Consider the following 21464-nt stretch of genomic DNA (forward strand, 5'->3'; position numbering starts at 1 on the left):
CAACGGAGGCGAGACAACCGATTGGTGCACCAAGAGCGAACCGCGTGAAGCCGGTGGTCGACAAAGCACCCATCTCGGCGCCAGCCCATTTTCATATGTCTGAGAACGGTAATGGAAATCCTATCGGGACGCCACGCGGATCATTACCTTGCCTTCATTAGCACCGCTAAAAAACAGCTTTAGAGATTCAGCCGCGTGCTCGAGCCCGTCCACCAGGTGCGCACGATGCTTCAGCTTGCCCTCGGTGAACAAATCGAGGAGCACTTCGTCGAACTCGGCGTAACGATGCTCGAATTGCGAAACTACGAATCCTTCCATCCGCGCTTGTTTGATGAGCATGAGCGGAAGATTTTTGATTCCGTATGCTTCGCTCTCGGTAGCCAGGTCATACTGCGAGATTGCGCCACAGACCACAATGCGGCAACCAACAGCCATATTTTCTAAGACAGCGTCAAGCGTCGCCCCCCCGACGTTGTCGAAGTAAAGATCGATGCCGTCGGGACACTCACGACGAAGCGCTGCATCGAGTGGCTCAGACTTGTAGTCAATCGCACCATCGAGTCCCAACTCGTCGAGCAACCTGCGGCACTTAGCCTCACCGCCGGCAATGCCGATCACGCGGGCGCCAAATGCCCTGGCTATCTGCGCCGCCAGGGATCCCGTCGCCCCCGCTGCACCCGACACCACCACAGTGTCCGACGGACTGAGCGCGCCCACTTCGAGAAGACCCACCGCGGCCGCACGCCCGATGTGCGAAAAGATTGAAAGGTGCGTTTCCAGCGGAACGCCTGGTGGCAGCTCGATTTTCTCAAGCGCGTCGGGACGGGCAACCGAGAATTCTTCCCATCCCCATAGTCCCTGCACGAGATCTCCTCGGGAGAAGCACCCCGACCCCGACTGAACGACCTCACCCACGGCCATGCCAACCATCACGCTGCCTACTCCGAGTGCCGAATGGGAAGATGCAGGATCGAGCCTGAGCCAATTGCGACTACTCGGGTCCAAGCTCAGCAATAGCGTGCGCACGAGAACCTCTCCGCCCGCCTGACTCGGCCTCTCTCGCTCCTCAAGCTTCAGACAGCTAGGGTCATAGGCGCCTCGCGCCGGCTTGTGGACAATCCACGACTTTTGCTTCATACGTTCTCCATGCACCGCTCGGTTCCGCGATCGCTATTCCGAAATTCTCAACAAATAGGCGAACAAGGACGCTGCCTTATCGCGGTTTAATGGGTGTGTCCGACGGGAGACCGCAGACATTCATCGTCGGACCGGAGGCACCGCGTCACGTCCTCGTTCACCCTCGACCGTCTCACATCGCCCGATGCTTCGTGCAACAGGCCAAGGCCGCGATTTTCGGCGGCCCGTTTAGCCGCGCGTATGGCATCGTGAAAATTACTTTCGGCTGCAACTCGAACTCGATCAACGCTCACGACCCATTGATCGAACGCATAGCGCCACCGAACTCTGCGCTCTTCGAGAAGCACGCAAAACCAGCGCCAAATCGAAGCGTCCTCCGCATTGGCCGCGGCAGCCGCGTCAAGGCGGGCCTGCTGCATCGTATCCATCGTTCTGTTCCGCCTTAGATAGTTCCGATGGCGATTTCGACGAACCTCAGTTGATCCGCTCAGTCAGTTCGGGCACGGCAACAAACAGGTCGCCGACGAGCCCGTAGTCGGCCACGCTGAAGATGGGCGCCTCAGCATCCTTGTTGATTGCCACGATCACCTTCGAATCCTTCATCCCGGCCAAGTGCTGAATCGCACCCGAGATGCCCACCGCCACATACAGTTGCGGTGCGACGATCTTGCCAGTCTGGCCCACTTGGTAGTCGTTCGGCACATAGCCCGCATCCACGGCCGCGCGCGAGGCGCCCAGCGCCGCACCGAGCTTGTCGGCCAGCGGCTCGAGCACCTTGGTGTAGTTCTCGCCGCTCCCCAAGCCGCGGCCACCCGACACGATGATGTTCGCGCTCGTGAGCTCCGGGCGATCGAGCTTCGTCACTTCGCGGTTCACGAGCTGCGAAATGCCACGGTCACCTGCGGCTTCGATCTTGTCCACCGATGCGCTGCCGCCTTCGGCCGCGACCGCATCGAAGCCCGTCGCACGCACCGTGATGACCTTGATCGCGTCGCCCGATTGCACCGTGGCGATGGCATTGCCCGCGTAGATCGGACGCTCGAACGTATCGGCGGACACCACAGCCGTGATTTCGCTGATCTGCGCCACATCCAGCCTGGCCGCCACGCGTGGGGCAATGTTCTTACCATAGGCCGTTGCCGCCGCCACGATGTGCGAGTAATCCTTCGCAATGTTCAGCACCGTGGCTTCGACGTTTTCCGCCAAGCCTTGGGCCAGATGCGGCGCATCGGCCAGCAGCACCTTCGCCACGCCCGCGATCTTGGCCGCTGCCTCGGCTGCGCCATGCGCATTGTGGCCGGCGACCAGCACGTGGACGTCGCCGCCAATCTTCTGTGCAGCAGCAACTGTGTTCAGCGTCGCGCCCTTGATCGACGCGTTGTCATGTTCCGCAATTACCAGAATCGTCATTTCGTCTCGCTCCGCGCGTAATCTCACAGCACCTTGGCTTCGGTCTTCAGCTTCTCGACCAGCGTCTGCACGTCCGGCACGATCACGCCGGCGCTGCGCTTGGGCGGCTCGGCCACCTTCAGCGTCTTCAAACGCGGTGCCACATTCACGCCGAGGTCCTCGGGTTTAATCGTTTCCAACGGCTTCTTCTTCGCCTTCATGATGTTGGGCAGCGTCACGTAGCGCGGCTCGTTGAGGCGCAGATCCGTCGTCACCACGGCAGGCAGCGTCAACGTCAGCGTTTCCGCGCCGCCGTCCACTTCACGCGCAACCGTGGCCTTGCCGCCTTCGACCGTCACCTTCGAGGCAAACGTCGCTTGCGGCAGATTGGCCAGCGCGGCGAGCATCTGGCCCGTTTGATTCGAATCGTCGTCGATCGCCTGTTTGCCCAGGATCACGAGCTGCGGTTGCTCCTTATCGACGAGCGCTTTGAGCAGCTTGGCCACAGCCAGCGGCTGCAGATCTTCGTTCGACTCGACCAGGATCGCGCGATCGGCACCGATCGCCAGTGCCGTGCGCAGCGTCTCCTGGCATTGCGCCACACCGGCCGACACCGCCACCACTTCCGTAGCCACACCCGCTTCCCTCAGACACACCGCCTCTTCCACGGCGATTTCGTCGAACGGGTTCATCGACATCTTCACATTCGCAATATCGACGCCCGCGCCGTCCGACTTGACCCGGACCTTGACGTTGTAGTCGACCACGCGTTTCACTGAAACCAACAATTTCATCTCAATCACCGTTCATTGAAAAATGCAAAACCCTCCGAGGGCTCGGAATTTCTTACTAAACGACGGAAACTTCTAGCTGCTCCTCAACCTGGCGGCGTTCGGATGCCACCGTTCCTTCAGTGCTCTGCCGCAACACGAAGACCGATACCGCGTCGCCTAGATTTTTTGCTTGCTCCTGGAGTGACTGCGCGGCGGCGGCCGCCTGTTCGACAAGCGTCGCATTCTGTTGCGTCACCTCGTCCATCTGCGATATCGCTTGCCCGACCTGCTCGATCCCGCGGCTTTGCTCGTCGGATGCGCGTGCTATTTCGGCAACGATATCCGAGACGCTGCGGATGGCCTGCTTGACGTGTGTCATGGTTGCGCCCACGTCCGTAGCTTGCCGAGCACCCTCCTGGATCATCGCCACCGACGCGCCAATCAGTTCCTTGATTTCCTTAGCCGCAGCCGCAGACCGTTGGGCAAGGCTGCGCACCTCACTGGCAACGACTGCAAATCCGCGTCCCTGCTCGCCGGCGCGCGCCGCTTCAACTGCGGCGTTCAAGGCAAGAATGTTTGTTTGAAACGCGATGCCTTCGATCACGCCAGTGATATCTGAAATCTTGGACGAGCTGCTGGCGATTTTCTCAATAGTTCCAACCATGCCTTGTACGGCTTCGTTACCCGTGTCGGCTAGACTGGCTGCGCCAGTCGCGAGAACATTCGCCTGCATTGCATTGTCTGCATTCTGCTTCACGGTCTCCGTCAGCTGCGTCATGCTCGCTGCCGTTTCCTCCAGCGAGGAAGCTTGTTCTTCAGTTCGTGAGGAGAGTTCCATATTGCCGCTTGCGATTTCGTGGGACGAACGCCCAACCGAGTCAGCGGACGCCAGTATGCGGCGAACCGTCGACGATAGCTGCTCATCCATCCTTTTCAGAGCCGCGAGCAACTGACCGAATTCACCTCCGCAGTCGACGATTAAATTGTTCTCCAGCTTGCCGACAGAGATGTTACCGGCGACACCTATTGATTTTTCGAGGGGGCGCGAGATCGAACGCACGAGATAGATACTAATAGCGATTGCTATGAGTAGGCCCATACCCGACATCGTCAACGCGAGAATCAGCGTTGTATGATAGGTCGCATGCCCCTGGTCGGCCCATTTTCCCGCTTCAGAACGTGTAACATCGACGCCATCATCAATGGCAGCCGTCAGTGCTTTCCAGACCGCTTCATCGGCGACGATATATGTTTCCGCAGTATCTCGGTTGCCGGCCGCATGGGCCGAAGTAATTTTCGCGTCACCATCCATGATCCGAGGAAGTAACGCCGCAATGCGGTCGGCCACCGCCCGTCCTTCGCCACTCGCAGCCCCACTGGTGTAGTAGCCATTCCACGCCTTATGTAGGAGGTCTTCATCTTCGCGAATTGCATCCGTCAACGATGAGACAGTGGACGCATCGGTCGTTGCCTGTACGCGGCGCAACTGTAAGCGTATGTCCAACTGCGCCTTGCGCATGTCGCCGAGGTTCGCAATAGGAAGCGCGCCTTTGAGGTAAACGTCCGCGACACGTGTATTTAGCTTGGATAGTCCGATAGCGCTAAATGAACTCATCGCAGCCAGCATAACAACGCAGACAGCCGCACCCACAATGATCGTGAAGCGCATCGTTCCCATCATGCCTTTCATCTGTTGTCCCCAGTTTCCTACCAGGCCAAGGTTATGGCGTGCGCACAGGCGCAGTCGTGCACACCTGTGCGGTCGAAAGTCATACCCTTTCGTCGGCCTTCGCCGGCTCCGGTCTAGTGACGAACGCATCGCTGAAGAAATTTCCCGACGGAAGTCCGTTCGCTTGAGTGAAGGTGTGCCGCGCTGCGTCGACCATCAGCGGGTTGCCACAGGCGTAAACTTCATGCTGCGAAAGATTCGGAAAATCCGCACACACGGCCTCATGCACGAAGCCTTTGCGTCCGGTCCAACCAGGCTCGTCGCCCGACAGAACCGGAACGAAGCGGAACCCGGGATGGGCCTGCTCCCACGCGCATACCTCGTCGTATGCGTAGAGATCGCCAAGACGCACGCCTCCCCAATAGAGCACCGCGCCACGTTGCTGGATGACCGTCTCATGCGCCTTCAGCATCGCCGCAATCGGCGCGTAACCCGTTCCCGAGGCCAGGAAGATAACGGGCGCAGACGAATTTCGTAGCATGAACGTGCCAAATGGTCCCTCGATTCGCAGCATGTCACGCGGCTTCAGCGAGCGGTAGACGTGGTTCGAGAAGTGCCCGCTTGGCACCGCGCGGACATGCCACTCGATCGTTCCGCTCCCGTCGGGCGCGTTCGCCATTGAGTAGCTGCGCCGCGCCCCATCCCGCAAGACCACTTCCACATACTGCCCCGGCTGAAAAGCAAAACCCGTTTGCGTTGGCACTGCCAGCCGCACGCGGGCCACGTCCTCGCTCACGCGCTGGACTTCCAGCACCCGCGCGCCTGTCTGCAAAACACGCTGCCCCGGAGTGGACGCGACCTCCTGGGCCTCGATCGTGACATCCGTCGTGCAGCGAGCCTGACAGGTCAAGACGTAACCGTCGCGCACGCCTTCCGGCTCGAATCCGCTCGGATAGCGCGCGTCGCCGGACACGACGCGCGCCTCGCACGCGTTACATTGGCCACGCCGACAGCTATGACGCGGAAAGTAACCGGCAGCCAGCGCGGCATCGAGCAGGCTGCCCTCGGCGGAACACGGAATTTCGACACCCGCCGGCTCGATTCTCAGCTTGAATGCAGTCATGGCACTATCCGGTTACTCGTTCGGCCTCTTTTGCCTTGAGCAGATCAAGCGCAACGTCCACAATCATGTCCTCCTGGCCACCGACCATACGACGGCGGCCAAGTTCAACGAGGATGTCGACGGTCTTAAGTCCGTACTTTTTTGCGGCGACTTCGGTGTGACGCAGGAAGCTCGAATAAACACCGGCGTAACCCAGCGCGAGCGTTTCGCGGTCGACTCGCACCGGGCGATCTTGCAGCGGGCGGACGATATCGTCTGCAGCGTCCATCAGCTTGTAGAGATCACAGCCATGGTTCCATTCGAGTCGAGCGGCCGCCGCGATAAATACCTCGAGTGGCGCGTTGCCGGCACCCGCCCCCATCCCTGCAAGACTCGCATCAATGCGGTCACATCCTTCCTCCACCGCCACGATGCTGTTCGCGACCCCGAGGCTCAGGTTGTGGTGTGCATGAATGCCGGTCTGCGTTCCGGGATCAAGGACGTCTTTGAATGCGCGGAAGCGTTCACGGACGTCGTTCATGCCAAGGGCACCGCCCGAATCCACGACGTAGCAGCACGTCGCTCCATAGCTTTCCATGAGCTTTGCCTGCTGAGCCAGATGCTGCGGCGTCGTCATATGGCTCATCATCAAAAATCCCACTGCTTCCATCCCAAGCTTGCGCGCATGCTCGATATGCTGTCGCGAGACATCGGCTTCGGTGCAGTGGGTCGCGACACGTACGATGCGTGCGCCGGCATCGTAGGCATTGCGCAAGTCGTGAATCGTGCCGATGCCAGGCAAAAGTAGCGTCGCGACCTTGGCATGCTTGACCGTGCCCGCCACTGCCGCTATCCATTCGAGGTCAGTGTGTGCGCCGAAGCCATAGTTGAAACTCGATCCTTGCAAACCATCGCCATGAGCGACCTCGATCGAGTCGACTTTCGCCTCGTCGAGCGCCTTGGCAATGGCGACGGCCTGTTCCACGCTGTATTGGTGACGAATCGCATGCGAACCATCGCGTAGCGTCACGTCGGAAATGTAAAGCTTTTTGTCAGATGTCATGCCGTCTCTCCCTTCAGGCAGTGGTACGGGCGACCATTTCGGCGGCCATGCGTTCAGCACAGGCCATCGCCGCGGAGGTCATGATGTCGAGGTTGCCGGCATAAGACGGCAGATAATGCGCGGCCCCCTCCACTTCGAGGAATACCGAGGTCTTCAACCCGCTCATCCGCGCGCCGACCCCGGGGATATTCAACGGTTGAGTGGCGTCAATGCGGTCGAATTGGACCGTCTGCTTGAGGCGATAGCCAGGTACGTAACGGTTGACGGCAGCCACCATTTCCTCGATCGACTGCGCCACGGCATCCTCGTCGGCCGACTCTGACAAGCAGTACACCGTATCGCGCATGATCAGTGGCGGCTCTGCTGGATTCAGGATGATGATCGCCTTTCCCTTCGTCGCTCCACCGATCTGCTCAATCGCCTTTGAGGTCGTTTCAGTAAATTCATCGATATTCGCGCGCGTACCCGGGCCTGCCGATTTGCTCGAGATCGACGCGACGATTTCGCCGTAGTGCACTTTCGCGACACGAGAGACGGCGGCGACCATCGGAATCGTCGCCTGTCCGCCGCACGTGACCATGTTGACGTTTAGCGCATCGACATGCTCAGCGAGGTTCACAACAGGTACGCAATACGGACCAATCGCTGCCGGCGTCAAGTCGATCATCCGGACGCCAGGCTTGAGCCGACGTAAGAACGCGTCGTTCTTCACATGCGCGGCGGCGCTTGTCGCATCGAATACGATATCGATTTCGTCAAACACCGGCAGACGGGTGAGCCCTTCGACGCCCTCGTATGTCGTGGCTACGCCCAAGCGCGAAGCACGTGCGAGGCCGTCAGATGCACGGTCGATGCCGACCATCGCCCCCATCTCGAGATGCTCGCCATGTCGCATAATCTTGCTCATCAAATCCGTGCCGATATTTCCGGATCCGATGATCGCGGCCTTCAGTTTCTTTGCCATTGCTCGTCCTTCGCTAGTGCGTTCAATGAGTGTTGGTGGCGGGAAAGATGACCGAGGCGCCCCCGCCAAATAATCGCTCGACCTCGTGCGCTCGCAACGTCAACACCCTCCGTTGATTGATGTATCCCTTGTCCGTAATCTCGCCACTCTCCTGGTTTGGCGGAGCGCCGATGATGATTGCGCGTGCGACTCGGCCAGCAGAGCCATGACTCTCGTTGAGCGAGGAGAGCGCGGTTGCAATCCTTCTTCGGACCTCTGCATTGGCCGCCAATTGCTCACCCGTCATCGCACGCGCGTCGTCTCCGACCAACGCGTGCAAGGCCGGTGACGGAAAAACGAGCAGGCCGACCTCATCGCGATCATGTCCAGCCACAACGACGTCCTGCGCGTACGGCATCAGGGCGGCAACGGTACGTAGGCGCAACGTGCCGACCGACACCCAGCTTCCCGTGGTCAGCTTGAAATCTTCCGAGATGCGTCCATCAAACAGAACGCCAGCGTTCGGATCTGCGGGATTGGCCAAGCGCCCTGCATCGCCTATCAAATAAAATCCTTCCTCATCGAATGCCTCGTCTGTTAGCTCCCGCGCATGGAGGTACCCGGGGAAGACGTGTTGGCCGCGCACTCGCATTTCGAGCTTGTCACCGTTCGGTACGAACTTGATTTCCGCGCCCGGAACCGGCACACCGAGATTGCCGGGCTCGGGATAATGGAAGTGCAGGCTGGTGATAACCGGTGAAGTTTCCGTCGAGCCCCACGCCGAAGTGAACAGTGGTGGCGCATCACGATGGCGTTCAGCGGCCGATTTCAGGCGATCCCATAGCGGCTTTGGCAACGCAGCGCCAGCGAAAAAGATTGCCCGCATATTCTTGAAAAAATGCCGTGCAAACGTCTCGTTTTGCTCGAGATGGGGCAGCAACACATCGAATCCGCGCGGCACGTTGAAATAGAGTGTCGGCGACAGTTCGAATAAATTACGCACCGATTTTTCGATCGACCCGGGCACGGGCCGCCCATCATCGATATAGAGGGAGCCGCCATTGCGCAGGATCATGTTGAAGTTGTGGTTGCCGCCAAATGTATGGCTCCAAGGCAGCCAGTCCACGACGATCGGTGCGGCGAAGTCAACAAACGGCCAAACCTGAGCGATCGCCTCCTGGTTTGCACAAAGCATTCCGTGCGTATTGATTACGGCTTTCGGGATGCCAGTCGAGCCTGACGTCAGCAGGTATTTCGCGTGCGTATCCGGCGTGACGCATGCGTGAGCCTCCATGATGGCTGCCGTTTCCCGCGTCTTGCGTAGGCAGCCGAGATCGATCCCGCTGTCCAGTACATTCCGCGAATACACGAGCGGGCATTGCCTGCCGCTAGCCTGCATGGCCTTGCCATAAACTTCTCCGTCGTCGGCATACATCAGACCCGGATCCAGCACGTTTAGGAGCGCGTTCAATTTGCTGCAATCGTGCGCTGCTCTCGAATAGGCTGCCGATATGAACGACACCGGCAGGCCGATATGCATCGCGGCCAGCGCCACAAGCGCAGCATCTATGCTGTTATCCGATAGAACTACAATGGGCCGCCGGGATGCCGGGCCGATATCGAGCAGGCCTTGAGCGATCGCGCCCACCTCTACACGCACTTGCGCATACGTGAAACGGCGCCAACCCGCACCGCCGTCAGTACGCTCCGCCAGGAAGATCTGTCCAGGCGTGGTGCGGCTCCAGTATTCAAGCCAGCTGCCAATGCATCCAACGTGCGGCCTTGGCGGCATGCGCGAACGCAGAATGAAGCTGCCGTCGGGAGCGTCAGTGCGTTCGATATCGGGCGTTGCCAAGGCAAGCCCCGCTGACGCCTGATGCCAGCTAAGCCCGTCGAGTACATCATGCGCCGAGTTCATCACGTCACTCCAGCGCGCAGCTCACGCGGCCTAGGCCGCTGATCTCCACGTCGACGCGATCGCCCCTCGTCACCGGCACCATCGGCCCGAGCGCGCCCGACATCACGACGTCACCGGCGCGCAGGGGTTGGCCGAGTTCAGCCATCTTTTTGGCAAGCCAGTACGTCGCGCTCAGCGGATTTCCGAGGCAAGCCACCCCTGACCCGACGGAGGCAGTCATCCCGTTCTTCCTGAAGTCCATCCCGCATCCGGCCAACGAGAGATCGCCTATACGGCGCGGCTCGAGGCCGAGAACGTAAAGCCCGCAGGACGCATTGTCAGCGACGGTATCGACAAGCGTAATCTTCCAATCGTCGATCGCACTGTCGACAACCTCGATCGCCGGCAACGCGTATTCCAAACCGATGAGAAAATGCCCCCAGCTCAAGTCCGGAGCATCGAGATCGCGACCAACAACGAACGCGATCTCCCCTTCGGCCTTTGGCTGAATCAGCTTTTGCGCCGGTAGTTCGGCACCGCTCAAATACTCCATGTCCGCGAACAGCACGCCGTAGTCGGGCTGATCGACCCCAAGCTGCTGTTGTACGGCTTTCGATGTCAAGCCAATCTTTTTTCCACAGACTCGTGCGCCCGCCGCAAGGGCGCGGTTGACGTTGACCTCGGCGATCGCGTAGGCATCCTGCACCGTTTGAATGTCGAAGGTCTCCGACACGCGAGCGATAGTCTTCCGTTCGGAGCGCGCCTGCCACAATGCTTCGGCTGCTCCCTCAATGCCTGGTCTCATGCCTCTCTCCTAATATTGACGGACCGACGCGCGGCACGCGGATGCCCCTCGCCAGCGGCCCAACAGTGCACCGGTCTGTTCCCGTTCTGTTGTCAGCATTTCGAGGTATTCGCATTCGAGCTGCCGTACCAACTCAGCGACGCTGCTCAAGTGCCCGATTGCGCCTAGCCCTTGTCCCGCCGACCACACGTCCTTCCACGCCTTTTTCCCGGCACTGATGTCGCCCGAAAAATCGATCCTTTTGCCTTCACTATCCCGGGACGCATCGATGCCGGCCGCATGCAGCGTGGGTTTGAGCCAATTGGCAAGAACACCCGACACGGCTTTGGACTCAACTAAATCCTCAATCCGACTACTCACCACCAGATCGCGATATTCGGCCGACGCCATGCTTTCGCGAGTCGCGATGAAGCGTGTGCCGGCCACGACGAAGTCGGCACCGATCAATTGGGCGGCGCGGATATCGCGTCCGCTCGTAATGCATCCAGCGAGCCCAAGTGGTCCGCTCCAGAATTGACGGACCTCGGCGACGAATGCGAAAGGGTTGTAATAACCCGTGTGCCCGCCAGCGCCATGGGTAACAAGAATCAGCGCATCGACGCCTGCATCGACAGCCTTGCGCGCCAGCGTGGGCGTGACAACATCCGCCATCACGATGCCGCCGTAGCTATGCACATGCTCGCGCACGCGCGCAGGGCTGCCGAGCGCGGTAGAAACGATGCGGGGCCGATATTTCATGACCAGTGCCAGCTCACGCTCGAAGCGATCGTAGGTGCTATGCACGATCATATTGAGCGCCCAGGGGGAAGCGCCCGGCATATCGCGCAAAGCGGATGTCACCTGCGCGAGCCATACCTCCAGGAGATCGACATTGCGAGCATTCGGGGCCGGGAAGCTACCGACAATGCCGGCTGTTGCACAGGCGATCGCAAGCTCCGGTCCGGAAACCAGAAACATCGGCGCCGCCATTAACGGCAACCGACCGGCAGTGAACAGCTCGTCGAGGCAGCCGCGGTTTGTCGCACCGTCCATCTTCGTCGCGCCTCCCATATCCGTCATGCTTTGCGCGGGGGACGCCCGCGCACCTCCCACCCGCCATCGCTTTGAATGATGTTCGCCGTCGTCGCACATGAATTGGTGCGCGAGGCGAGCAGCACGTAATGTCCCGTGTGGTCTTCCGGTTGGGCCATAAAGCTGAGCGGTACGGCGTCCGCCACGGCATCCGAGAATCCAGGGATCTCGGATAGCCGCGCGTCATGCTTGCCTAGTGACTCCGGGCCTTTGAGAGGGGTCGCAGTGCCGCCCGGGGCCACGCCGTTCACGCGAACGTCCGGCGCGAGTTCATAGGCGAGTTGCCGAATCATCCCGACGCAAGCGTGCTTCGAAGCCACATAGACGGGTCCGCCACCACCCGCATAAAAACTCGAGTTGGAGAGCGTAAAGATCATGCTGCCCCTCGTCTCACGCAATACTGGCGCCGCTGCCTGCGCGGCAAGCAGATACCCCATTACGTTGACGTCGAACACTTCGCGGAAAGTGTCAGCGAGCTGCTGTCCGTCGGCAAACTTCCGCAGCGATGCGAAGTAGTCCCAAACGCCCGCATTGCCAACCAACGTATCGAGTTTGCCGAATGCGCTCAGCGTCGCAGCGACAGCCTCTTCGTTGGCCGTGGCGGAGCGAACGTCACCAACAGTCACCGCAACGCGGTTGCCGAACTCCTGACGCAAGGCATCCGCGCCTTGAGCACTCCGCACCAACGCCCCGACGCCCTTCGCGCCCTCCTGGAGGAAACGCCGCAGCACGGCGAGCCCGATCCCGGAATTGGCGCCCGTAATCAGCGCTACATCGTTGTCTAGCCAACCCATGGTCAAAGGAACGTATTAAGGTTCTTGGACATCAGCAGTGATTGCGTGATGACGATCTTGCGGCTCGCGATCTTGAAGCTGCCGTCGAATTCGCGGAGTAGATCCTCGCGTCTGCCGAGTAGCAGGTCGTTGTCCGCCTCGCCGCGACTGCGGTAATTAACAAAGACCGAATGGACCACATACTCGCCAGGCCGAGAACCGGGCAACGCCTCCACATTGCTGATCACATGCACATGCCGGGTTGGCGGATCCTCGGCCCATGCCGACGGTTGCTTGAACCTTGCAATGCGGCGCGCCAGATCGAAGTGGTTGTCGTCAAAATAAGCGGCGCGACCCGGGGCATACGCGCCGAGTTTGTCTGCGCGCCTGCGGTTCTCGATGGCAGGCATCCAATAATGGATATCCTCCGTCATGAGCGAGAGCCAGTCGTCCCATGCCTCCGTATCGAGCAGTCGTGCCTCACGGAAGAGGAACTGCTCGATGCGATGGGCAACCTCCCGATCCACCGTGCCATCCGCCGGGCCGGCGGATACGAGCGTAGGTACCGCACTCATGCGACCTCCTTTGCTGCCTGCCCGTGGACAAATGCATTCTCATCAAGCCTCGCCGAGTCGCGCTTCGGCACGTCACTCCACGAGCGGGCCTGCATCAGATCGAGCCAGCGCTGATAGAACGCCCGGTGGTTGGCCTCGTTGACCTGATTCCGGTAAACATTGCCGGGCAAGTCGCTGTCCTCGAGACGGCTGCCGCGACCAAGCCCCATGTACAGGTCCTGTTGCCGCGTGACGAAACCCGCATTGGTACGCGTCGAAAACTCAAAATTTTCGCCGTCGTCCATCTCGAACACACCCGTCGGCGAGAACGTCATCATCGTCCCCTTAAGCCACTTTTCCTTGATCTCCTGCGGCGCGCTCTTGTTGACGATGGTCCACGTGTGCAGTTCGATCTTGCCCGGTCCTCGCGGATGCCAAACGCGGAAAGTGTTCTGCCCCGGCAGGAACGACAGGTTCGGAAAGACGCTGACAGACGAAATCGAACCGATCATCTTGGAGCGAAACTCGCCAAGTCGCTCCGCAACTTTCGGTTGAATGCCATACAGATATTTGCGAATTTCCTTTTCGCCCAACGTAGCCGCGTTACCGATGATGTCGAGATTGAACTCCCAGCCGTGGCCGTTGAAGTTCACATGGTACGAGTCGGGATCCTTATAAACTTCCGCGACCGGTCCGCCCAGCATTGCGCGTGCCGCCGAGTCGTGCGTCCAGAGCGCGTGGTAGATATCGCCGATGAAATTTTCCGTCGGAATCTTCCAATTGCAGTTGATCACCGACTTGACGCAGCCGCCGACAAACTCCGTGCCCTCCCCGTCCATATCGAGGATCACATCGAGGTAATACCGGAAATCGCCAAGGTATTCGTTCAACGAGGGCGCATCCGGATCCATATTGCCGAATACGAGGCCCTTGTAGGTTGCGACCTGAGCGACGGGGTGCAGGGCGTGCTCGGCACGATTCATTCCACTTTCGTCGAACAATTCCTGGCCGGCCATGCCGCGCAGCGCACCGTCGATGCCGAAAGCCCAGCCGTGATAGTTGCAGACGAAACTGCGTGCGTTACCAGCGTCCGTGAAGTTCAGCTTGTTGCCGCGATGCGGACAGGTGTTGAGGAACGCCTTGATGGATCCGTCCTTCTGGCGAACGACGATGACGTTGTCTTCGGCCATATAGGTCGTCAGATAATCGCCGGCCTTGGGAATCTGTGACTCATGCGCGAGAAACAGCCAGCTCCGGGCAAAGATCTTCTCGAGTTCCTGCTCGTATATGCGCTGATCCCAATAGACCCTGCGCGACAGACGCCCGGCGTCGAGATCGATCAGCCGGTCGAGGCCGGCAAGCGGCTCGCTAGCCGGATCCTTGCGCAGCCGCTCGCAGCTTCCGGTGCACTCGTATGTCATTTCTTCGCTCCTCAGATTGCCGACGCCGCCGCGTCCGCTTCCTGTTCAAGGTCGGCGTAAATATCGTCGCCTTCCTCGATCACCTTGTAAGTCCGCAGATCCACCGTGCATGGGAACGCCATCGCTTGCCCGGTCGGAATATGAAATTGCCCATCGTGGAGCGGGCAGGCGATCAGATCGCCGTCTACAATTTCGCCTTCCGAAAGCGAAGCGGTCGCATGCGTGCACATATCGGACGTCGCATAGAAAACACCGTCGACGTTGTAGACCGCAAGCGGGCAGCTCGACTGCTGAACCTTGCACACCTGTCCTGGTTGCAGCTGGTCTCGTTTGATCAAGAAAATCTTGTTGCTCATCTCAGGAGTCCTTCTCGCTTCGCTGCGGATGCAGCTGTACGAAACCCAGCCCGGTCACCCACTCCGGCACTGCCTCGTAGGCAATCGTTTCTCCGCGGGAGCCTTCGAGCGCTCCCATGGCGCAGGCCCAATTGCGGATTTCCATTCCACCCTCACCGCCGTGCTCGAGGATGTACTCGTCCGACAACGCGCATAGCGCATTGAGATCGCCTGCCTCGGCGTACCCGATGATTTCGCGATCGAACACTGCGTTCACTCGCCCCATTTGGGCAGAGCCTACCCAATGACTTATTCCACCGCTGCCGATCACGACGACGCGCTCATCGATGGGGAAAGCCTCGACTGCCCGCCTGATCTGTTCGCCCAGTTCCGCGGATCGCCGTAACGTGATGTACGGATCGACGCCGCACGCCAGATAGACCGGAATGGTTTTGACGTCTACGCTCATCGTGCGCAACGGATCGACGATAAGCTGCTGAGGAATCGCCACCGAATGGTCCGCTGTGAACGCGCGCGCCACCGCCCAATCGAATCCGTTTTCACGTCCGTACGTAGCGATATGTGCCGCCAACGCCTCGTTATTGCTGAACGCAGCGCGTTTGAGTCCGGGTAGCTGATCGATGGGGCCGTCGACGTCTCCGGTCGCTATCAGGTAGCTCGGCAGACACTGCGGACCGAACAAGATGTAGTGATCGCAGCCGATGATGATTACGGTGGTCGGCTCTAGCTCTTGCAGGCGCTGCGCGCACTCCGCATAGGCCTGCCAGACCGCATCGCGCTGCTGCTTCGCCGGCGCCTCCGGCGCCACATACATGACGGGATCATGCGGGACCAGAAACGCTCCTACGATTTTTCCCATAGTTGATCTACCCCTTCAGTGCCGCTGCAAAAACCGCTTCCCCGTCCTTCACATCACGCAGGCGCGACAGATAGGCCCTCATGTCGCGATTCGGCGAGAGCTCCTGCCAAAAACCCATGGTCAACATGCTGTTCACCCCGTATCGCTGAAGGCCTTTCACGTCGAACGACAAGATCATCGCGCGCTCGGCATCAGTCAGCGGCAAGCCCTCGAGGAACTGCTCCGCGCCCTCTTTAAACCGCTGTTTAGCGCCGCGATCGATACACAGCTGATGCAGCACACGCTCCACGCTGTTGCGGCTCATGATTGCTGTCCAACGAAATCCGTGACGAGCCGGAGGAAATCGTCTCTGCGCTCCGTTTGCACCCAGTGGCCGCACTTGGCGAACTGGTACAGATCGGCGTTGGGAATGTGCTGAGCGAGTAGGGCACCGCAAGCAGGCGGCACGACTCTGTCCTCGCGCCCGTGCAGCACGAGCGTCGGCGCTTCGATGCCGGCGACGGCGGACGCGGGGAATCCCTTGACGATCGTCGGCCCGTCGTTATTCGGCCTCGGAATCAGCTTGCGCAAGGCGTCTTGCGCACCAGGACGAGCGCTGGCCTCATAACGCGTCCGGACCATCTCGTCGGTGATGATCGTCTGGTCATAAGGGAACAAACGCATCGTCTGCTCCATGTTCTCGAGCGACGGTTCATACGTCCATGCCGACCGCAGGCCGGGGGTCTGTTCGAATTCGCCTGCAGGAGTGCCTAGCAACACCAGCCGGTCAACGCGTTGCTTGTCGAAAAGGGCGAGACCGATGGCGAGCGCGCCGCCGAACGAGTTTCCGACGAAGGACGCCTTCTCGATACCAAGTGCGTCCATGATGCCCGTGAGATGGCGCACCCAGAGCTTGATGTCGTACTTGCTGCCTTCCTTGAACTCGGTGAAACCAAAGCCGGCGATGTCTGGCACGATCACGCGAAACTGCTCACCAAGATCGCTCATCACGCCCTTCCAGTTGGTCCAGCCCGACACGCCGGGACCGGATCCATGCAGCAGGAAAAGAGGCTTGCCCTGCCCGACCTCGTGATAGTTCGTTCGATGGTCCGCCGCCTGCAGCGTCTTTCCAACGCCTGCCAAATCGCCCATTTTCGCTCTCCTCGCGCTCTCTCCATACACATACGTATGTGTATGGAATGCATCGTATGTCGTGGCAGAGATGAAGTCAATAACCTTCGTCAGTCAATTTCCAGGTGTTAACGTGAATACACATGACCATACGGCTCTGCATGTGTCGATGAAGTAAAATATTTCTTTTGCCCTTACGGACACGCAATGTCACGATCTTCGGTAGCGCGTACTTCGGACGCGTCAAGCAAACCTCAACTCACGCCGGATGACTGGATTCGTGCAGCCGCAGAAGTTCTGGTCGACAAGAGTGTCGAAGCCGTGCGTGTAGAGGTTCTGTCGAAAAATCTTGGGGTTACACGGGGCAGCTTTTACTGGCACTTCAAAGACCGCGACGATCTCTTGAGTCATTTGCTGACGTGGTGGCGCGATACCGCCACTGAGCAAATCATTGAGCGTTTTGAGAAACGCAACGTCAAGGCGCGGGAACTGCTGCGCGAACTGATGGCATTGCCGTTTCACGGCGAAGCAGCGCAGGTTGCCGCCGCGACGGAGTTAGCGATACGGGGATGGGCAAGGCGGGACGAGATGGCCCGTCAATTTGTGGATGAGGTGGATGCGAAGCGCCTTGCTTATATTGCCCAGTGCTTTAGCGCACTCGGCTTCGATATTTCGGAGGCACGGAAGCGCGCATTCGCCCTTTACAGTTATGAGTTGGCCGAATCCCTACTTTCAAACCAGGGTACCGATAAGCAGCGGGATGAGCGGCGCGTTTTCATGGAGCGCATGCTGCTGCGCGATGAACACTAACTCTGGCCTACGAAAGCAGGACCTCGCAGCAGCGCCCGTCCTGACTTTCAGCTTCAGCAAGCCGTACCAGTAGGTCATGCTGCGACCGGCTGCTTGCGCATCCTGATGCCGTCAGGCGGGGCACAGGGCACAGCGACGAGCTTTTGTGCGAAATCTTCGGCACAGTAAAACAACCCAGGTCTGGAACACTGGACTTAGTAATCGTCCAGGGCAGGTACCGCGCTGCCAATCCGCAAACTTCTTGGGGTTACGCCGAACGCCTGCTTGAACGTCCGACTGAAGTGGGCTGCGTCGTTGAATCCCCATTTGTAAGCCACGTCCGTCACCGTTTTCGTACTGGCAGCCGCACATAGTTCGCGATAGCAGACTTTCAGCCGACGATCACGGATCCAACGACTGACCGTTGTCCCCGTACCTGCGAAGGTAACATGTAATTTCCGCACCGAAATATGATGAGCGTTTGCGATTGACGCAGCGCACAATTCGGGGTCGTCCAGATTTTTGTCAATGTACTGCCGGATCGCATTTAGCAGTATGGCCTTTGAGGATGGACGATCGGTGTCGACGGTAATCGCCGCGTCGAGCAAGTCGAAAAAGGACTGACAGGCAATCGCCAATGCGCCATCGGACAGTTGGTCGAGCTCCTGCGAGATCGTCCGGAGATGCTCACCGGCAATGGCCGACAAGCCGGAACCTTGCACCGCCGGTAACGCGCCGCACAAATGAGTGGCAGCGCTCGCAACCGTCAAGGGAACTCGCTCGCGGGGCAAAAGCAGATAGAACTCGCGATGAGACCCCTCCACGTCAAAGTCAAAACCGAGCTCACTATCCCAGATCAGCAGATGATTGGGGGGCAGTACGACCTCGCGCCCATCTTCGTAGCGGCACGCTAGCCGTCCACTGAGGTTCATCAGAACACCCAGTAGCGGTGCATCTCCCGACGCCGCTCGTTGGCCGGTAATCCGGCCACTCCGCAACTCCCCGATTGTCAGCCGATCCACTTTCCGGTACCGCACAGATGCGTCAAATCCGTCCGGCTCTGGGATCGATAACGTCCAATTTACATGCAGATCAGAGAGCTTGCTGCTGAATGCGTCCTGCAAGAGCTTGTGGGGCAACCCGTGGGTCGACCAGGTAACAGCTGCCATTGGGTTCCTTTCCATTGGCGAATTGACAGATAACAACTACCAGCGATCGTGTGGATCAGGAAGGCCGCCGTCAAGTGCGCAGAAACCCGAATCCGGGCCCACGATGCACAAACCGACAAGTCGCATGCACGCATGTGCAAGCGCCGGATGCCAGTCACCCAGTACAGTCGGCCATCACTAACAGCAACCAAACTATTAAATAGGAGGAGATGATGAGCGATCTGCGTCCTGTCGTCATCTATGGCGCCAGCGGTTATACCGGACGGTTGGTGGCCGAGTACCTGCGCGAATACAACATCCCGTTCGTCGCCGCAGGTCGCAACAAGTCGAAGCTACAGGAAGTCATGGCTTCAGTGCCCGGAATCGAAACTGCCGATTACGAAATCGCCGAAGTCGACGGTTCTGTCGAGTCGCTGGTAGCGCTTTTCAAAGGCAGAAAGGTCGTCTGCAATATGGTCGGCCCTTTTTTGCGATATGCGCCCCCAGTCCTCGAAGCCGCGCTGCGCGCCGGATGCCACTATCTCGACACTGCCGGAGAGCAGCAACACCATCTTCAGTTACTTGACGAATGGGGCCCCAAATTCGCAGCCGCCGGACTGGTCGTATCGACTGCTGTGTCCATGCAGTATGCGGTTCACGACATTGCTGCCCGCATAGTTCTGGAAACACCGGGAATCGACACTCTCGAGCTTGGGGAGTACGTCAGCGCAATTCCGACAGTGGGCTCGAGCCAGTCGATGTTCGACGTGATTCGCACAGATTCTTACTACCTCCAGGACAACGTTCTTAAAAAGTACGATGGCATCGTCCAGCAGGACATGGTTGTGCCTGGTACCGCCTATGTTGTCCCGGGCCTGCAGTGGGGTGGCACGGCACTCCCCGTGTTCTTCCGGGATGACCGCAGGGTGCGCAACTGTCGCATGTTCGTCGCGATGCGTAATGACAAGGGCGATATTCCCCAGCGGGTTCGTGCAGCGGAGCGCATGTTCAAGGTCATGTTCCAATGGTTGCCTGAAGAGAAGCTGCACCCGGTGCTAGACCGGATCGCAGCCAGCATGACGCCCAACACGCCGCCTCGTGAAAACCGGCAGGTGCACCGATCCGTTGACTGGTGTATTGGCCGCGGGAACAACATCACAGCACGCGCAGTTATTCACGGCACTTCCGGCTATCAAATCACGGGTGTTTTGCAGGCTTATGCGGCCATGCGATTGCTCGGAAACACCTACAGCGGTGTGGGCTTCCGATCGCCGGCGCAGTTCCTGGGACATCGCGAACTCATGGGGGCTCTGGAGGCGTTTGGCCTTGCACGCGTGACCGAGGAGACAGTGGCATGACCGCGGTGCCTGTTTGGATAGCCGGCGTAGGCATGACCTCGTTTGGGGTTAGGCAAGACGCGTCGGTCAAGGATCTCACGAGGACGGCGGTGCTTGAGGCCATCTGCGACGCCGGAGGCGATCTGAGCACCATCGACGCAGCGTACTTTGGCAATACGTGTCAGGACGTCCTCGAAGGCCAGGTGGTAGTGGCCGGCCAGATGGCGCTGCGATCAATGGGCTTCGAACGCATCCCGATCGTGAACGTCGAGAACGCGTGCGCGACGGGGGCGACAGCCTTGCATCAGGCGATCATGCATGTGCGCTCTGGGGCAGCAGACGTCGTGCTGGCAGTCGGAGCCGAAAAACTGAGTATTGGCGACAAGAGCAAAGCACTTGGAGTCTTCGACGGCGGTGTCGACGTCAATGACAGGCAAGGTGTGCGAGCCGTTCTCGAGGAGCTGGGGGGCGGGATTCCAGACGATGGGCAACCTCACAGCCTGTTTATGGATATCTACGCTGCGCTCACCAGAGCACACATGAATGCGTTCGGAACCACGCAGCGACAGCTTGCCGTCATCTCCTCGAAGAATCATGCGCATGCTGTCCATAACCCTCTCGCACACTTTCGCAAGGAAATGTCAGTGGAGGACATCCTGGCGGCACGGCCGGTGTCGGGGCCGCTCACAGTCCCAATGTGCGCCCCACTAACAGATGGAGCGTCCGCAGTTGTCGTTTGCAATGCGGCCGGCCTGCGACGTCTCGGCAGCGCCCAGCCGATACGGGTACTTGCAAACGTTCTGCAGAGTGGGACCGTGCGTCCGCTCTCGGCTTGGGATCGATCAGTCACCCGCCTCGCTGCTCGGTCCGCCTATGAACAGGCGGGAGTCGGACCCGAGGACATTTCCGTCGCGGAGGTCCATGACGCATCTTCATTTGGTGAGCTTCTGCAATCCGAGTTGCTTGGATTCTGTGAGATCGGCGCCGGCGGCCCGTTCGCGGAATCTGGTGCAACGAAGCTCGGCGGCAGCTTGCCGATCAATCCGTCCGGTGGCCTCGAATCCAAAGGTCACCCAATGGGGGCCTCTGGCCTCGCCCAGATCTATGAGCTTGTGCACCAGCTTCGCGGTAACTGCGGAGCACGCCAGGTGCACGGCGCCCGTATAGCCCTCGCGGAGAACGGCGGCGGGCTCTACGCAGGTGAGGAGGCGGCCGCCGCAATCACCATTCTCGGCTCCTGAATCGTCCGCAAATCTTCTCGGAGGAGA

At 59.5% G+C, this 21464-nt stretch carries 22 protein-coding genes; 4 read left to right on the top strand and 18 right to left on the bottom strand.

The window, feature by feature from the left end:
• Positions 1 to 120 precede the first annotated feature (120 nt).
• Positions 121 to 1137 (bottom strand): NADP-dependent oxidoreductase, encoded by a 1017-nt coding sequence (locus AB3X94_RS36095; RefSeq protein ID WP_368613996.1) that lies wholly within the window; start codon positions 1135 to 1137, stop codon positions 121 to 123.
• A gap of 191 nt (positions 1138 to 1328) precedes the next feature.
• Between AB3X94_RS36095 and AB3X94_RS36100 the strand changes: the two genes are divergently transcribed.
• A complete protein-coding gene (locus tag AB3X94_RS36100; RefSeq protein ID WP_176106426.1) occupies positions 1329 to 1583 on the top strand; it encodes a hypothetical protein in 255 nt (84 codons plus the stop codon).
• Positions 1584 to 1611: 28 nt separating this feature from the next.
• Here the strand turns inward: AB3X94_RS36100 and AB3X94_RS36105 are convergent, their stop codons facing one another.
• The 16 genes from AB3X94_RS36105 to AB3X94_RS36180 all read right to left on the bottom strand — a co-directional run bounded on the left by AB3X94_RS36105 (position 1612) and on the right by AB3X94_RS36180 (position 16943).
• Positions 1612 to 2547: an electron transfer flavoprotein subunit alpha/FixB family protein gene (locus AB3X94_RS36105; protein ID WP_368613997.1), complete on the bottom strand. Its 936-nt coding sequence runs from the start codon at positions 2545 to 2547 to the stop codon at positions 1612 to 1614.
• A gap of 23 nt (positions 2548 to 2570) precedes the next feature.
• Positions 2571 to 3320, bottom strand: coding sequence for an electron transfer flavoprotein subunit beta/FixA family protein (locus tag AB3X94_RS36110; protein WP_368613998.1), 750 nt, complete (start codon positions 3318 to 3320; stop codon positions 2571 to 2573).
• Positions 3321 to 3375: 55 nt separating this feature from the next.
• The gene (locus AB3X94_RS36115; RefSeq protein ID WP_368613999.1) at positions 3376 to 4989 is read right to left on the bottom strand and encodes a methyl-accepting chemotaxis protein; all 1614 of its coding nucleotides are present in this window, start codon (positions 4987 to 4989) and stop codon (positions 3376 to 3378) included.
• Positions 4990 to 5068: 79 nt separating this feature from the next.
• Positions 5069 to 6091 (bottom strand): FAD-binding oxidoreductase, encoded by a 1023-nt coding sequence (locus AB3X94_RS36120; protein ID WP_368614000.1) that lies wholly within the window; start codon positions 6089 to 6091, stop codon positions 5069 to 5071.
• A 4-nt stretch (positions 6092 to 6095) separates the two neighbouring features.
• A complete protein-coding gene (gene dmpG / locus AB3X94_RS36125) occupies positions 6096 to 7133 on the bottom strand; it encodes a 4-hydroxy-2-oxovalerate aldolase (protein ID WP_368614001.1) in 1038 nt (345 codons plus the stop codon).
• A gap of 13 nt (positions 7134 to 7146) precedes the next feature.
• A complete protein-coding gene (locus AB3X94_RS36130) occupies positions 7147 to 8097 on the bottom strand; it encodes an acetaldehyde dehydrogenase (acetylating) (RefSeq protein ID WP_368614002.1) in 951 nt (316 codons plus the stop codon).
• A gap of 22 nt (positions 8098 to 8119) precedes the next feature.
• On the bottom strand, positions 8120 to 9994 hold the full coding sequence (locus AB3X94_RS36135; protein WP_368614003.1) for a feruloyl-CoA synthase: 1875 nt from the start codon (positions 9992 to 9994) through the stop codon (positions 8120 to 8122).
• A gap of 4 nt (positions 9995 to 9998) precedes the next feature.
• Positions 9999 to 10778, bottom strand: a complete 780-nt coding sequence (locus AB3X94_RS36140) for a 2-keto-4-pentenoate hydratase (RefSeq protein ID WP_368614004.1) — start codon at positions 10776 to 10778, stop codon at positions 9999 to 10001.
• Positions 10779 to 10787: 9 nt separating this feature from the next.
• Positions 10788 to 11837 (bottom strand): NAD(P)H-dependent flavin oxidoreductase, encoded by a 1050-nt coding sequence (locus AB3X94_RS36145; protein WP_368614005.1) that lies wholly within the window; start codon positions 11835 to 11837, stop codon positions 10788 to 10790.
• Entirely contained in the window at positions 11834 to 12643 is an 810-nt protein-coding gene (gene hcaB / locus AB3X94_RS36150; protein WP_368614006.1) for a 3-(cis-5,6-dihydroxycyclohexa-1,3-dien-1-yl)propanoate dehydrogenase, read from the bottom strand. The genes AB3X94_RS36145 and hcaB overlap by 4 nt, the downstream gene beginning before the upstream one ends.
• Before the next feature lie 2 nt (positions 12644 to 12645).
• Complete coding sequence (locus tag AB3X94_RS36155; RefSeq protein ID WP_081069608.1) at positions 12646 to 13197, bottom strand: 3-phenylpropionate/cinnamic acid dioxygenase subunit beta; 552 nt, start codon at positions 13195 to 13197, stop codon at positions 12646 to 12648.
• Entirely contained in the window at positions 13194 to 14597 is a 1404-nt protein-coding gene (locus tag AB3X94_RS36160) for an aromatic ring-hydroxylating dioxygenase subunit alpha (protein ID WP_176106436.1), read from the bottom strand. Before AB3X94_RS36160 ends, AB3X94_RS36155 begins: the two co-directional genes overlap by 4 nt.
• Before the next feature lie 11 nt (positions 14598 to 14608).
• On the bottom strand, positions 14609 to 14953 hold the full coding sequence (locus tag AB3X94_RS36165) for a non-heme iron oxygenase ferredoxin subunit (protein WP_368614007.1): 345 nt from the start codon (positions 14951 to 14953) through the stop codon (positions 14609 to 14611).
• A 1-nt stretch (position 14954) separates the two neighbouring features.
• Positions 14955 to 15812 (bottom strand): protocatechuate 3,4-dioxygenase, encoded by an 858-nt coding sequence (locus AB3X94_RS36170; protein ID WP_176106438.1) that lies wholly within the window; start codon positions 15810 to 15812, stop codon positions 14955 to 14957.
• 7 nt (positions 15813 to 15819) lie between these two features.
• Positions 15820 to 16116, bottom strand: a complete 297-nt coding sequence (locus AB3X94_RS36175; protein WP_368614008.1) for a hypothetical protein — start codon at positions 16114 to 16116, stop codon at positions 15820 to 15822.
• Positions 16113 to 16943, bottom strand: a complete 831-nt coding sequence (locus AB3X94_RS36180) for an alpha/beta fold hydrolase (protein ID WP_368614009.1) — start codon at positions 16941 to 16943, stop codon at positions 16113 to 16115. Before AB3X94_RS36180 ends, AB3X94_RS36175 begins: the two co-directional genes overlap by 4 nt.
• A 186-nt stretch (positions 16944 to 17129) precedes the next feature.
• Between AB3X94_RS36180 and AB3X94_RS36185 the strand changes: the two genes are divergently transcribed.
• A complete protein-coding gene (locus tag AB3X94_RS36185) occupies positions 17130 to 17732 on the top strand; it encodes a TetR/AcrR family transcriptional regulator (protein WP_368614010.1) in 603 nt (200 codons plus the stop codon).
• A gap of 194 nt (positions 17733 to 17926) precedes the next feature.
• On the opposite strand, the gene AB3X94_RS36190 is transcribed toward AB3X94_RS36185, so the two are convergent.
• Positions 17927 to 18880, bottom strand: coding sequence for a helix-turn-helix domain-containing protein (locus AB3X94_RS36190; RefSeq protein WP_176106441.1), 954 nt, complete (start codon positions 18878 to 18880; stop codon positions 17927 to 17929).
• Positions 18881 to 19092: 212 nt separating this feature from the next.
• Between AB3X94_RS36190 and AB3X94_RS36195 the strand changes: the two genes are divergently transcribed.
• Together AB3X94_RS36195 and AB3X94_RS36200 are read left to right on the top strand one after the other, a co-directional pair.
• Complete coding sequence (locus AB3X94_RS36195) at positions 19093 to 20217, top strand: trans-acting enoyl reductase family protein (protein ID WP_176106442.1); 1125 nt, start codon at positions 19093 to 19095, stop codon at positions 20215 to 20217.
• Positions 20214 to 21437 carry a thiolase family protein gene (locus AB3X94_RS36200; protein ID WP_368614011.1) on the top strand — a complete coding sequence of 408 codons (1224 nt, stop codon included), beginning with the start codon at positions 20214 to 20216 and terminating at the stop codon, positions 21435 to 21437. Before AB3X94_RS36195 ends, AB3X94_RS36200 begins: the two co-directional genes overlap by 4 nt.
• Positions 21438 to 21464: the final 27 nt, after the last annotated feature.

Origin of the sequence: Paraburkholderia sp. BR10923 (assembly GCF_040948765.1) — a bacterium.
In the GTDB taxonomy this organism is placed as follows: Bacteria; Pseudomonadota; Gammaproteobacteria; order Burkholderiales; family Burkholderiaceae; genus Paraburkholderia; species Paraburkholderia youngii.

Bases quoted from the DNA above. Each gene is read 5' to 3' on its own strand.
- AB3X94_RS36095 (WP_368613996.1), bottom strand. From the start codon at position 1,137: ATGAAGCAAAAGTCGTGGATTGTCCACAAGCCGGCGCGAGGCGCCTAT.
- AB3X94_RS36105 (WP_368613997.1), bottom strand. From the start codon at position 2,547: ATGACGATTCTGGTAATTGCGGAACATGACAACGCGTCGATCAAGGGC.
- AB3X94_RS36110 (WP_368613998.1), bottom strand. From the start codon at position 3,320: ATGAAATTGTTGGTTTCAGTGAAACGCGTGGTCGACTACAACGTCAAG.
- AB3X94_RS36115 (WP_368613999.1), bottom strand. From the start codon at position 4,989: ATGAAAGGCATGATGGGAACGATGCGCTTCACGATCATTGTGGGTGCG.
- AB3X94_RS36120 (WP_368614000.1), bottom strand. From the start codon at position 6,091: ATGACTGCATTCAAGCTGAGAATCGAGCCGGCGGGTGTCGAAATTCCG.
- dmpG (WP_368614001.1), bottom strand. From the start codon at position 7,133: ATGACATCTGACAAAAAGCTTTACATTTCCGACGTGACGCTACGCGAT.
- AB3X94_RS36130 (WP_368614002.1), bottom strand. From the start codon at position 8,097: ATGGCAAAGAAACTGAAGGCCGCGATCATCGGATCCGGAAATATCGGC.
- AB3X94_RS36135 (WP_368614003.1), bottom strand. From the start codon at position 9,994: ATGAACTCGGCGCATGATGTACTCGACGGGCTTAGCTGGCATCAGGCG.
- AB3X94_RS36140 (WP_368614004.1), bottom strand. From the start codon at position 10,778: ATGAGACCAGGCATTGAGGGAGCAGCCGAAGCATTGTGGCAGGCGCGC.
- AB3X94_RS36145 (WP_368614005.1), bottom strand. From the start codon at position 11,837: ATGACGGATATGGGAGGCGCGACGAAGATGGACGGTGCGACAAACCGC.
- hcaB (WP_368614006.1), bottom strand. From the start codon at position 12,643: ATGGGTTGGCTAGACAACGATGTAGCGCTGATTACGGGCGCCAATTCC.
- AB3X94_RS36155 (WP_081069608.1), bottom strand. From the start codon at position 13,197: ATGAGTGCGGTACCTACGCTCGTATCCGCCGGCCCGGCGGATGGCACG.
- AB3X94_RS36160 (WP_176106436.1), bottom strand. From the start codon at position 14,597: ATGACATACGAGTGCACCGGAAGCTGCGAGCGGCTGCGCAAGGATCCG.
- AB3X94_RS36165 (WP_368614007.1), bottom strand. From the start codon at position 14,953: ATGAGCAACAAGATTTTCTTGATCAAACGAGACCAGCTGCAACCAGGA.
- AB3X94_RS36170 (WP_176106438.1), bottom strand. From the start codon at position 15,812: ATGGGAAAAATCGTAGGAGCGTTTCTGGTCCCGCATGATCCCGTCATG.
- AB3X94_RS36175 (WP_368614008.1), bottom strand. From the start codon at position 16,116: ATGAGCCGCAACAGCGTGGAGCGTGTGCTGCATCAGCTGTGTATCGAT.
- AB3X94_RS36180 (WP_368614009.1), bottom strand. From the start codon at position 16,943: ATGGGCGATTTGGCAGGCGTTGGAAAGACGCTGCAGGCGGCGGACCAT.
- AB3X94_RS36185 (WP_368614010.1), top strand. From the start codon at position 17,130: ATGTCACGATCTTCGGTAGCGCGTACTTCGGACGCGTCAAGCAAACCT.
- AB3X94_RS36190 (WP_176106441.1), bottom strand. From the start codon at position 18,880: ATGGCAGCTGTTACCTGGTCGACCCACGGGTTGCCCCACAAGCTCTTG.
- AB3X94_RS36195 (WP_176106442.1), top strand. From the start codon at position 19,093: ATGAGCGATCTGCGTCCTGTCGTCATCTATGGCGCCAGCGGTTATACC.
- AB3X94_RS36200 (WP_368614011.1), top strand. From the start codon at position 20,214: ATGACCGCGGTGCCTGTTTGGATAGCCGGCGTAGGCATGACCTCGTTT.